Annotated in this window: 12 protein-coding genes and 1 pseudogene; 7 read left to right on the top strand and 6 right to left on the bottom strand. The window is 40.0% G+C overall.

Going from position 1 to position 12,334, the window contains the following annotated elements; translation table 11 throughout:
* Positions 1-265, top strand: a pseudogene (locus AC1DMU_RS24055) (hypothetical protein); the annotation flags it as partial.
* Between the two features lie 44 nt (positions 266-309).
* On the opposite strand, the gene AC1DMU_RS24050 reads toward AC1DMU_RS24055, so the two are convergent.
* The 5 genes from AC1DMU_RS24050 to AC1DMU_RS24030 all read right to left on the bottom strand — a co-directional run bounded on the left by AC1DMU_RS24050 (position 310) and on the right by AC1DMU_RS24030 (position 5,481).
* Positions 310-732 (bottom strand): pyrophosphohydrolase domain-containing protein, encoded by a 423-nt coding sequence (locus AC1DMU_RS24050; RefSeq protein ID WP_000180547.1) that lies wholly within the window; start codon positions 730-732, stop codon positions 310-312.
* A gap of 189 nt (positions 733-921) precedes the next feature.
* Positions 922-1,107 carry a hypothetical protein gene (locus AC1DMU_RS24045; RefSeq protein WP_001982745.1) on the bottom strand — a complete coding sequence of 62 codons (186 nt, stop codon included), beginning with the start codon at positions 1,105-1,107 and terminating at the stop codon, positions 922-924.
* Positions 1,108-1,197: 90 nt separating this feature from the next.
* Complete coding sequence (locus AC1DMU_RS24040) at positions 1,198-2,277, bottom strand: Ger(x)C family spore germination protein (RefSeq protein WP_088064613.1); 1,080 nt, start codon at positions 2,275-2,277, stop codon at positions 1,198-1,200.
* On the bottom strand, positions 2,253-3,347 hold the full coding sequence (locus tag AC1DMU_RS24035; RefSeq protein ID WP_088064691.1) for a spore germination protein: 1,095 nt from the start codon (positions 3,345-3,347) through the stop codon (positions 2,253-2,255). Before AC1DMU_RS24035 ends, AC1DMU_RS24040 begins: the two co-directional genes overlap by 25 nt.
* A gap of 16 nt (positions 3,348-3,363) precedes the next feature.
* Positions 3,364-5,481, bottom strand: a complete 2,118-nt coding sequence (locus tag AC1DMU_RS24030; RefSeq protein ID WP_215558965.1) for a spore germination protein — start codon at positions 5,479-5,481, stop codon at positions 3,364-3,366.
* 155 nt (positions 5,482-5,636) lie between these two features.
* Between AC1DMU_RS24030 and AC1DMU_RS24025 the strand changes: the two genes are divergently transcribed.
* Positions 5,637-6,761, top strand: a complete 1,125-nt coding sequence (locus tag AC1DMU_RS24025; protein ID WP_087984855.1) for a homoserine O-acetyltransferase family protein — start codon at positions 5,637-5,639, stop codon at positions 6,759-6,761.
* 49 nt (positions 6,762-6,810) lie between these two features.
* On the opposite strand, the gene AC1DMU_RS24020 is transcribed toward AC1DMU_RS24025, so the two are convergent.
* The gene (locus tag AC1DMU_RS24020; RefSeq protein WP_000171896.1) at positions 6,811-6,993 is read right to left on the bottom strand and encodes a hypothetical protein; all 183 of its coding nucleotides are present in this window, start codon (positions 6,991-6,993) and stop codon (positions 6,811-6,813) included.
* A gap of 199 nt (positions 6,994-7,192) precedes the next feature.
* On the opposite strand from AC1DMU_RS24020, the gene AC1DMU_RS24015 reads away from it, so the two are divergent.
* The 5 genes from AC1DMU_RS24015 (at position 7,193) to moaA (ending at position 12,317) form a co-directional block, all read left to right on the top strand.
* Positions 7,193-7,498: a rhodanese-like domain-containing protein gene (locus AC1DMU_RS24015; RefSeq protein ID WP_000141210.1), complete on the top strand. Its 306-nt coding sequence runs from the start codon at positions 7,193-7,195 to the stop codon at positions 7,496-7,498.
* A gap of 77 nt (positions 7,499-7,575) precedes the next feature.
* Positions 7,576-7,800 (top strand): spore germination protein, encoded by a 225-nt coding sequence (locus AC1DMU_RS24010; protein WP_000512461.1) that lies wholly within the window; start codon positions 7,576-7,578, stop codon positions 7,798-7,800.
* A gap of 20 nt (positions 7,801-7,820) precedes the next feature.
* Complete coding sequence (locus AC1DMU_RS24005) at positions 7,821-8,144, top strand: hypothetical protein (protein ID WP_001110863.1); 324 nt, start codon at positions 7,821-7,823, stop codon at positions 8,142-8,144.
* A gap of 121 nt (positions 8,145-8,265) precedes the next feature.
* On the top strand, positions 8,266-11,130 hold the full coding sequence (locus AC1DMU_RS24000; protein WP_476941583.1) for a BclA-related collagen-like exosporium protein: 2,865 nt from the start codon (positions 8,266-8,268) through the stop codon (positions 11,128-11,130).
* A 173-nt stretch (positions 11,131-11,303) separates the two neighbouring features.
* A complete protein-coding gene (gene moaA / locus AC1DMU_RS23995) occupies positions 11,304-12,317 on the top strand; it encodes a GTP 3',8-cyclase MoaA (protein ID WP_088064603.1) in 1,014 nt (337 codons plus the stop codon).
* Positions 12,318-12,334 lie beyond the last annotated feature (17 nt).

Raw genomic sequence — 12,334 nt, 5'->3', positions numbered from 1 at the left:
AGGTCAACAGCACCAACAGCACCAACAGCACCAACAGCACCAACAGCACCAACAGCACCAACAGCACCAACAGCACCAACAGCACCAACAGCACCAACAGCACCAACAGCACCAACAGCACCAACAGCACCAACAGCACCAACAATACCAACAATATCAACAGCAACAATCTTCTCCTTGGACAGGTGGAATTGGAGCAGGAGCAGCAGCAGGAGCGGCTAGCATTGGTGGAGCAGCAGGGCACGCTGGACACGTGGGTCATTAATGAATTGCAGAAAAAAAGACATAATAAAAAACTGCTAGGAAATCCTAGCAGTTTTTTTCAGCTTCTTGGCGCTGGCGTTCGATTTCAGCACGAAGTTGTGGTTCTGGTGCTTGCCAGCCTTCTGGTTTTAGAATTTTGCCGTCCCCTTCACGGAATCGAGGTTTTCCATCAGGGAATAGTTTTGCCATGTTTGCGTTATTTACAATTTCGAATCCTTTATCAGGACGTACGCCCATTTCGGCAAACGTTCCGAATGCAAAGTAAATAAGGTCAATTAGTGCATCATATTGATCTTCAACAGTCGTTGCTTCTAGAAATTCTTCTAGCTCTTCTTGCATAAAGCTAGCACGAATTTTTGCACGTTCTTCTGTTAATTTCGTTGGAGTATTTGTCACAGGGTGTCCGAACTCTTCATGCATTTTTGCAACAAGTTCGTATCCTTTATCTAAACCTTTTTCGTTTGTCATGTTGTTTCATCCTTTCTCGCTTTGTGCCGAATCTCATTGTAACATAAGGTGATTATGAAATGAAAAAGGACTGTTCAAAAGTTTCATCTTTTAGTTAAGATAGGGAAAGATTATATCGACTAAACGACAAAACATAACCTATTAATAAAAGAAAGCCATCCCGGAATACTTTTGGGACGGCCTTGCTCGTTATTTTTCTTCTTTTATTAAAATGGATAAAAGAAGATCGATGCCAAACATACCAACGAGCAACATTGGTATAACGACAAGTAAATAACGTGTGAAGGAAACATTTTTTAAGTATGTATGAGCAAATAAAAAGACGCCGAGAAATAAAATACCATTTAAAATAGGCTTTACTAATTTTTTAGACATAAGCTCCCCCGTAAATATCTTCTCTCTCTATCTAAAATAAAAACTCCTCTTTCCGTTGTATCATGCTGGAGAGAGGAGTTCAATCATTTCTCATTCAATTACACCAGAATTTGTAATATTTACGGTGTATTTTATAGTAACTGGAACATCTTTGTACATTTGTTTCCACTCTTCTAATTTGAATGGGCGATAATGTTGCTTATACTTAGCTCCTAGCCCGAGAGGATCGACACCTAAAGATTTGAATTGCTTAATTAACTTGTTACCTTGTATATCCAATTGTTTTTGGACGGCCTTCTCAATCTTTTTTGTGTTCTTAGCATTCTCTAAGTTAATTTGTTTTGATACTTCTTGAATACGAGCCTCAAATTTAACATGAATGGAAAAGGAAGGCTTTCCATTTTTTATTTTTATATCGTATGTTGGAACAGAACGAATATTATTAATCATTACGTACCCAGGATTTGCTTTAAATTCATGTGAATCCAACTTATGTTTCTCTAAAAGTCCTTTGAATACAAACATATCTTTTTCCACAATTTTACCAACATATTTATCCTTTTTAAAAAGACCGATTCCGGTGATTTTTATTTTATCACCATGTTTCTTTAGAATTGGAATATAGTAGTCTTGCCCTTCTTGATAATAACGGAATGCTCCTACATGTAGATTATCTGTTGGTAAAGGACCGGTTTCCATATTATGTTCTAGCATTTTTTTTATATAAATTGCAACGTTGGATGAAGTCGTGTACTTTCCTTTTAAAAGTTCAGTACCGTTACCTTCAAGTAAAGCAACATATAAAGCATTCCCAATGTTTACATCGCGAATTAATGTATCAAAGGAAGCAACCATTCCTTTCTTAGCAATTCGGGTGGTAAATAGAGCAACTCGCATTTGCCCGCTAGCAAATGGTTGAGAAGACTCTAAAGATGTATCTGCTTTTACTTGTTTTACAGCATTTGCTGTTCCTTCAAAAACTTGAACTTTGTTCCCTTTTTGCTGAATAGGACAAACAAATGTTACCTTTATTTTATTATCTTTTGCTACATCAAAGACAGTTCCTTGGATAAGGTGTACGTCATCGATAATATTTTTTTGTAAACATCCAGTTAGACTGAAGAGTGTTATACAAGAGATAAGTATTAATTTATTTTTGATTTTTTCCATTTTCTTTTCACCCACACAATGATAAATAGGATTGGGATGTATACATAAATGAGCCAAAAGCTCCCCTTTGATGCATTACTAATAAAATTATTAATATCGTGTCTGTTTGTTAAAAGTTGTGAAACAATGAGGGTGATAATGATAAAAGCGATTAAAACACCTCTTTGTTTTACACGGAATATTTCGTGAGTTGCTCTCATTGCCGCCCACAAAGGTAGAATAAAACTTGTAATAATAACGAGGGCATAAGCTGAAATTGCAATATATTCTAGCCTTTCTATGAATGGTAATTGAATGACTTGGGTCATAGAAAGTTGGGCCCATATCGTTTTTAATAATTGTTTTTCACTAAAAAACGAAAAGGCTAAAAGGGTACTAAATAAATATAGAAGGTTTGAAAATAGTGCTCCAAGCTGGGCGTATTTATGAGATTGCATAGGCTTTTTCACAAATGGATACACCATGAGGTAAATCTCAAAACCGGTCATACTGTAGATTGACAGTTGAGCGGATTTTAAAATGTCTGAAAAAGAATGTGTGAATATAGGTAGTAAATTATCCCAATGTGAATATTTCAAAACGAATAAGCTTAGAAATAAATATCCTAATGTACCACCAACAGAGATGACGCAAATACCGGTAATTACACGAAATCCAGAAGAAATAATGTAATAGCTAACTAAGCACAAAAAGAGTGTTAACATCCACGTGGAAGCAGTTGGGAACATCCATACTTGAATAATTTCAACATACGTTCGAATAACCGAAATACTGACGATTAAAAAATAGGCTGCAAAGATGATATTAAAGACATTCCCTATCCACTTTCCAAATGTTTGCCGATGTAAGTCGATTAAATTACCGTTTGTTTCTTTTAATAAAAAATACATCATCCATATAAGAATCTGGATACAGATTCCTGTGATTAGAACGCCCATCCAGCCATCGTATCCAGCGGCCTTGGCAGTAATTCGAGCGAAGCCGAGAACGCCAGCTCCAAACTGTGCACCGTGAATTAAGAAGAAGACAAAGACAGGAGATATTTGATATTTTTCTTGAACTTTACTCATCGATGCACCTCGTTCTTTAATCATCAAAGTCTGATCTATGTTTTGTTGAAATTCCTTTTGCTGATTTTTTTACATGTTGTGGCCTCGCTTGTACATCCCTTGTATCAATCATCGTTAAAGGAAAACGAATCCAAGAGTCCTTAACCGACTGTTGTCTTGTCGGATAAAACAAAGCGTACGGCTTACGTAAGGAAGTAAGTCTGAATAGATGCGTAAATAAGAAGATAAATCCAAGAGAAATCCCGAACAATCCGCCTATTTCTGCAAACATAAGAAATGGAAAGCGTAGTAATCGAACTGCATTACCCATTTTATAAATAGGTGTAATAAAGGAAGCAAGTGCTGATAAGGCAACGATAATTAATAAAATATTACTCGTTAAACCAGCTTGTACAGATGCTTGCCCGATTACGATACCGCCTACAATCCCGAGTGTTTGACCAACTTTCATCGGTAACCTCGCGCCAGCTTCTCTCAATAAGTCGATTGCAAGTTCTAAAAATAGTGCTTCAATTAAAGGTGGGAACGGTACTTGTGCCCTTGATAAAATCAAGGTTTCAAGTAAATCACTTGGAATAAGTTCATAATGATAATTTAAAACTGCAACATATAACGGTGTAGCACAAATTGAAAATAGAACGGCAATTAATCTTAAAATCCTTGAAAATGTAGCGTATAGCCAAGAAACGTTATAGTCTTCTGGTGAAATGAAAAAATCGAAATAGGATACTGGCGTAAGTAGAACACTTGGAGAACCATCCACAAAAATAGCAATTTTCCCATCAATGAGTGCTTTTGTAACTCTATCAGTACGTTCTGTATTGATATAGAGAGGGAAAATCGACTTTTCACCCATTAGTTCTTGTATATAAGCACTATCATTAATTTGATCATATTCAAGAGCACGTAATGACTCCTCGAGAAAATCTACATTTTCTTTTTCAGCGAGGTTGTCTAAATACATCATGACAACTTTTGTTTTGGAAAACTCGCCGACAATCATTTCTTTTGTTTGTAAATCTAAAACAGGAAGACGTTTTCGAACTAAATTAATATTTGTATCAATATCCTCTACGAAACCTTCTTGAGGACCGATAACAGTCGATTCGTTTAAAGGAGGGCTTGGTGCCCGATACGTATCAATTGCAATGTTTGCAAGCATACACTTTTGGTCTTGCTGATTCAATTGAATAATTGCATGTCCCTTTAACACCATATCCTCAATTTTTTGTAAATCGTTCGTAATTGTAATACCGCTCATTGGAATATGTTCTTTTAGCTCTTCTAGTGAAGCGTTAGGTCGTTCTAAAAGAGTAGGCATTAAATACTTTTGTAATTTCTCTCCATCAAGCGAAGGGCGGTAGTAAGAAATCCAATAAGGCATCGTTTCATCGTCAGATGTGTGATAATTAACAAAATCGCTAGATTTTTTGAGTTTCTCTATTAAATCTTGTAGAGAGTGAATCCGGTCTTTTTCTGGTTTCGTAAAATCATAAATACTATTATTTCCAGAGTTTTGCTGCTGATCTTGATCCGAGTTCCCTTGTTTAGAATGTTGTTGCTGATTCTGATTCGAGTCGTTTTGTTTAGAGTTTTGTTGTTGATTCTGATTCGAGTTGTCTTGATTAGAATGTTGTTGTTGATTCTGATTCGAGTTGTCTTGATTAGAATGTTGTTGATTCTGATTCGAGTCGTTTTGTTTAGAGTTTTGTTGTTGATTCTGATTCGAGTCGTTTTGTTTAGAGTTTTGTTGTTGATTCTGATTCGAGTCGTTTTGATTAGAATTTCGTTGTTGATTCTGATTCGAGTTGTCTTGATTAGAATGTTGTTGATTCTGATTCGAGTCGTTTTGTTTAGAGTTTTGTTGTTGATTCTGATCCGAGTTGTCTTGATTAGAATGTTGTTGATTCTGATCTGAGTCGTTTTGTTTAGAATGTTGTTGCTGCTGATCCTGAGAAGGCTCTTTGTGTTCCTCTTTTTTTTGCTCGCTATTGCTATCTTTATTATGTTTCATACTTCTAGTCTGTTCTTTGTTATCATTCTCTTGGTTGTTAAGCTGTTGCTCCGAGTTATCTGTTTCGTTTTTCTCTGTCGTATTTGATTTTTTTTTCTTACGTAGCCAATTCCAAATCATATGTATGCCCTCTTTGATTGTGTAATATAATGCTATTTTGTGGCTAATTTTGTATATTATTCATTTATTTATGAAAAGAAGGAGGAGATTAGTTTGCATAGAAAAAATCCTTTAGTAAGCAGCAGTTCATACTATGTCGGGAAGAGGGCGAGTCTGTGCAATTTGTAAAAAAGGAAAAGTTTGTTTTAAGAGAGTTTACGTTTGAAAATGGTAGGGGAATTCCTGTTCAAATGGGGTATGAGACGTATGGTACTTTAAATAGAGAAAGGTCAAATGCGATTTTGGTATGCCATTATTTTAGTGCAACGAGTCACGCGGCAGGGAAATATACAGCGCATGATGAGGAGTCTGGTTGGTGGGATGGTTTAATTGGACCGGGAAAAGCAGTTGATACAAATAAATATTTTGTTATATGTACTGATAATCTTTGTAATGTGCAGGTTAAGAACCCTTATGTGTTTACAACGGGACCGAAATCGATTCATCCGAAAACTGGAGATGAATATGCGATGGATTTTCCGGTTTTTACATTTCTTGATGTAGCTCGTGTGCAATATGAGTTAATAAAAGATATGGGAATCTCAAGGTTACATGCTGTAATGGGACCGTCAGCTGGTGGGATGATTGCGCAGCAATGGGCTGTTCATTATCCTCATATGGTAGAGCGGATGATTGGTGTTATTACGAACCCGCAAAATCCAATTATTACGTCGGTAAATGTAGCGCAAAATGCAATTGAGGCTATTCAACTGGATCCAAGTTGGAAGGGCGGAAAATATGGAGAAGAGCAGCCAATGAAGGGACTTCATTTAGCAAATAGAATGATGTTTATGAACGCATTTGATGAGCATTTTTATGAAACGACATTCCCTCGTAATAGTGTAGAGAAAGAACCTTATGAAACATTTGCTGCATTAACATCATTTGAGAAAGAAATAAATAAAGTGACATATAGAAGTATAGAGTTAGTAGATGCAAATTCATGGATATACACTGCGAAAGCAGTTTTATTACATGATATTGCGCATGGATTTTCGTCTTTAGAAGAGGCGCTTTCTAACATAGAAGCAAATGTACTTATGATTCCGTGCAAACAAGATTTGCTTCAGCCGTCACGTTATAATTATAAAATGGTAGACATTTTGCAAAAACAAGGGAAGTATGCGGAAGTGTATGAGATAGAAAGTATAAATGGGCATATGGCAGGAGCATTTGATATTCATTTATTTGAAAAGAAAGTTTATGAATTTTTAAATCGGAAAGTATCTAGTTTGGTGTAGAAAATAAATGGTGTGAAAAAGGTGCGATGTATGTAGTAGGCACCTTTTTTTACATGATTTGTAGACGGAAAATATATGTGGCAATTGCTATACCGAAGAATGCGATACTAAGCAATAGAAATAAGAATGACATTTCTTGTGGTGATTTTATCTTTTTATTATTCTTCATACTAAGTGCAATAATTGCGGCGATTAAGAAAATGATGCCCGTAATGAAAAGAAAAAGTGTCATTTTCATTGGCTCCTTTCATAAAACAAGTATATTGAGGATACAATGCACGAGTTATGTTTGTAAAGAATAAGTTTTGCGAGAAAATTGAGAAATAAAATTTCCATTCTTTGCGTTCTTTCTTTCGCATGCTAAAATTGACTAGATATGCTTGTTTAAGGAAGAGAATAAAGGTTTTATTGTATATAAGGAGGAACGACATATGACAGAAGTTAAAACAATTACTACAGAAGAAGTGCAAGAGCGTTTAGAAAATGGGGAAACGTTATTTTTAGTAGACGTAAGGGAAGATGAAGAAGTAGCGGCAGGGAAAATTCCAGAAGCTGTACATATTAAAATGGGTGATATCCCAAATAAAGTAGATTTCTTTGATAAAGAGAATGAATATATCTTTATTTGTCGCTCGGGAATGCGCAGTGAAAATGTATGCCATTATTTAAATGAGCAAGGATTTAAAACAATGAACATGGTTGGCGGTATGCTTCAATATGAAGGTGAAACGAAATAAGTAGCTAAAAAAACTTGAAACGTGTTTGTTTCAAGTTTTTTTCTTTTGCATACAGTGTACAAAAGGGGGATAGGTAAATGGGGATTAACTTGCGGAAAGTAAAAATTATTAATAATACAGGGGCTGTTAATGTCGGTGACTGTTATGATATCTCACCTTTAGCTGTAGCAAAAATATATGCAGGTGCTGGAGGATCGAGTGCGGCTATTTTTTTAAATGGGAAAAGGCAGCCAGAAGCGGTGATTCGAACATCAGTATTTCTTCCACCATTAGCAACGAGTACACGTACATTAGGTTCATAGAGGAAAGGTAGAGTGTAATTATGCCTGCTCATATAAAAGAGTTTGTTATTGTGAATAACACTGGGAATATATTTACTGGTGATAATTTGAGTGATACGTCATTTACTGCTACGAAATCGTATAGTGGCTCAATGGGGTGCACTTGGATCGACGTTGTTACAGTAATAGGGACGGAGACGAAGCTTTGTTTACAGCCGGGTGATTCGGTGACGACAACATATACAAGAGGCACTCCTGCGGGTACTGTAACAGGAACAAATATGGGGCAAAGTGTAAATGCATCGAGTATAGCACAAGCTGTCCCTAATACAGATAATATGGATTCAATTGCTGGACTCCCTTAAGGATTTAAGGGAGTTTTTATTATTTCAAATAAAAATAGTCTTTGAGTTTGTTTTTGTAAATACATATTAAGAAGAAGAGGTTTGTTTAATGTAAAAAAGATGGTGTGCAGGTGGTGAAAGTGTGAGAGAGCGCGATAAAAAACATTCATTAAACTCTAATTTCAGAATTTCACCAAATCTTATTGGTCCTACCTTTCCACCCGTTCCAACGGGATTTACTGGCATTGGGATTACTGGTCCAACTGGTCCCAAAGGTCCGACTGGCCCTCAAGGACCAAGAGGATTACAAGGTCCGATGGGGGAGATGGGCCCGACAGGACCTCAAGGTGTGCAAGGGATACAAGGACCAGTTGGACCAATAGGGGCAACAGGACCAGAAGGACAGCAGGGGCCGCAAGGATTGAGGGGAGCACAGGGAGCTACAGGAGCGACAGGACCAGAAGGAGTGCAAGGGTTACAAGGTCCGATTGGTCCAACAGGAGCGACTGGGGCACAAGGTATACAGGGGATACAAGGGTTACAAGGTTCGATTGGAGCGACTGGACCTGAGGGACCTCAAGGAATTCAAGGTGTGCAAGGGGTACCAGGTGCAACAGGTCCACAAGGAATACAAGGAGCGCAAGGGATACAAGGACTACAAGGACCGAGTGGAAGTGCGGGGACAACAGGAACAACTGGTCAAGGGGTTACAGGCCCAACTGGAATAACAGGTCCAACAGGGATAACGGGTCCATCTGGAGGACCACCAGGTCCGACGGGGGCAACTGGTGCGACAGGTCCAGGAGGTGGACCGAGTGGAAGTACAGGTGCGACGGGAGCAACTGGAAATACAGGGGTAACAGGAAGTACAGGTGTAACTGGAGTAACGGGAAATACAGGACCGACTGGAAGTACAGGAGAAACAGGAGCACAGGGATTGCAAGGAATACAAGGGGTTCAAGGGCCAATTGGACCAACAGGTCCAGAAGGTCCGCAAGGTATTCAAGGTATTCCGGGTCCGACGGGCGTAACTGGTGAACAAGGAATACAAGGAGTTCAGGGAATTCAAGGGATAACAGGAGCAACAGGAGATCAAGGTCCACAAGGTATACAGGGAGCTATAGGGCCTCAAGGTGTAACAGGGGCAACAGGAGATCAAGGTCCACAAGGTATACAAGGAGTACCGGGTCCAACAGGAGAAACGGGACCACAAGGAGTTCAAGGGATTCAAGGCCCGATGGGTGAGATCGGACCAACAGGACCAGAAGGCCCAGAAGGACTTCAAGGTCCGCAAGGAATACAAGGGGTGCCAGGACCAGCTGGAGCAACAGGTCCAGAGGGTCCGCAAGGTATACAGGGAATCCAAGGGCCAATAGGAGCAACAGGTCCAGAAGGTCCACAAGGTATACAGGGGGCTATAGGACCACAAGGTGTAACAGGAGCAATAGGAGCACAAGGAGCAACTGGAATTCAAGGTGTACAAGGGAATATAGGAGCAACAGGTCCAGAGGGCCCGCAAGGAGTGCAAGGTACTCAAGGGGAAATAGGCCCAACAGGTCCAATGGGAACACAGGGCGTGCAAGGTATTCAAGGAATTCAAGGTCCAACGGGTGCGCAAGGAGTGCAGGGGCCACAGGGAATTCAAGGGGGCCAAGGTCCAACCGGAGTAACAGGAGATACGGGTGTAACCGGAGCGACAGGGGAAGGAACTACAGGCCCGACAGGAGTAACCGGTCCAACAGGGGTAACTGGTCCTTCTGGAGGACCAGCAGGACCAAGTGGTCCAACGGGGCCATCAGGTCCGACTGGAGTGACAGGTCCATCCGGTGGACCACCTGGACCAACAGGAGCAACCGGTGTGACAGGAGCAACTGGAGATACCGGGGCGACAGGCTCAACTGGAGTGACAGGAGCGACAGGAGAAACAGGAGCAACTGGTGTGACGGGCTTACAGGGACCCCAAGGAATTCAAGGTGTACAAGGAGAAATAGGTCCAACCGGTCTGCAAGGTGTTCAAGGTCCCCAAGGGATACAAGGAGTAACGGGAGCAACGGGAGATCAAGGCTCACAAGGAATCCAAGGCCCGCAAGGAATCCAAGGCCCAACCGGTCCACAAGGAGTACAAGGAGATCAAGGCCCACAAGGGATTCAAGGTGCGACAGGAGCAACAGGAGCACAAGGTCCACAGGGAATTCAAGGAATCCAAGGAGTGCAGGGGCCGACCGGTCCACAAGGCCCAACAGGAATTCAAGGTGTACAAGGAGAAATAGGTCCAACCGGTCCGCAAGGCGTGCAAGGGTTGCAAGGTCCACAAGGCCCGACAGGGGATACGGGAGCTACTGGTTCACAAGGTCCACAAGGAATTCAAGGTCCACAAGGCCCGACGGGATCCACTGGAGCAACAGGAGCGACAGGCCCACAAGGAATTCAAGGAGCACAAGGAATCCAAGGCCCGACGGGATCCACTGGAGCAACAGGTTCACAAGGCCCAACAGGGGACACAGGTCCAACCGGTTCGCAAGGGATCCAAGGTCCAACCGGTCCAACTGGAGCTGGAGCAACCGGGTCCACTGGAGCAACGGGTGTGACCGGAGTTAGTACAACTGCAACGTATGCATTTGCGAATAATACATCAGGAACCGCTATTTCCGTTTTATTAGGTGGTACAAATGTACCATTACCGAACAATCAAAATATTGGACCAGGAATTACCGTTAGCGGAGGAAATACCGTATTTACGGTTGCGAATGCGGGGAATTACTATATAGCTTATACAATAAATTTAACAGCCTCTTTACTTGTAAGTTCTCGTATAACTGTAAATGGCAGTCCGCTTGCAGGAACAATAAATTCACCAGCAATAGCTACAGGTTCATTTAATGCGACAATCATTGCTAATTTGCCTGCTGGAGCTGCCATTAGTCTGCAGTTATTTGGATTAGTTGCAATAGCTACATTATCTACGGCAACGCCAGGAGCTACTCTAACTATTATTAGACTAAGTTAATAGGAAGAAAACCTTGGAGCTTTTATGCTTCAAGGTTTTTTATCCTGTTATTTGTAGGTAGTCTAATTGGTTAGGAAAGTTTCACTTTATTCACTTGAGCAAAAACATCGCAGTTCGAAAATATATTATAATAGAATGAAAAGAGAGAAATTTGACAGAAAGGGAGGGTGGCGATGCAGGAGATGGTTACAGATTTTTTTGGACGCCCACTTCAAGATTTGCGCATATCTGTCATTGATCGTTGCAATTTTAGATGTACATATTGTATGCCAGCGGAAGTTTTTGGGCCAGATTATGCTTTTTTGAAAGATGAGTTTTTACTGACGTTTGATGAAATTGAGCGTTTGGCAAAACTATTTGTTAGCATCGGTGTACGAAAAATTAGACTTACTGGTGGCGAACCACTACTGCGTAAAGATTTAACAAAACTTATTGCTCGTCTCGTGAAAATTGAAGGGTTAGTAGATATAGGGTTAACGACAAATGCAATTCATTTAACGAAACAAGCAAAAGCATTAAAAGAAGCTGGATTACATAGAGTAAATGTTAGTTTGGATGCAATAGATGACGATGTATTTAAGGACATTAATGGCCGGAATATCAATACGAAACCTGTTATAAAGGGAATTATGGCTGCAAAAGAGGCCGGGCTTGATGTAAAGGTAAATATGGTTGTGAAAAAAGGGATGAATGACCATCAAGTACTTCCGATGGCTGCTTATTTTAAAGAGCAAGGAATCACACTTAGGTTTATTGAGTTTATGGATGTTGGTAGTACAAATGGATGGAACTTTGATCAAGTCGTTACAAAGCAAGAATTAATTGAAATGATTCATAGTGTGTATCCACTTGAGCCAGCCGAAGCGCATTATTTCGGTGAAGTTGCGAAGCGATATCGTTACGTTGGAACAAATGTCGAAGTCGGTTTTATTACTTCTGTTTCAGAGTCATTTTGTTCCTCTTGTACGAGAGCAAGAATTTCGGCAGATGGAAAGTTTTATACTTGCTTATTTGCGACAGAAGGATTGGATGTAAGGGAACTTCTTAGAGGAAATCTTTCGGATGATGAGTTAGTAAGCGTTATACAAGATGTATGGATGAATAGAAAAGACAGGTATTCGGATGAACGGACAGAAGAAAGTGCAAAGAATCGTCCGAAAATTGAAATGTCTTATATAGGAGGATAAGAAAGGGGGGCTATCGT

The sequence above is a fragment of the Bacillus sp. 01N45 genome (genome assembly GCF_056399205.1).
The sequence above is the reverse complement of the archived record's forward strand: the minus strand, read 5'-3'. Positions and strand labels throughout refer to the sequence as shown.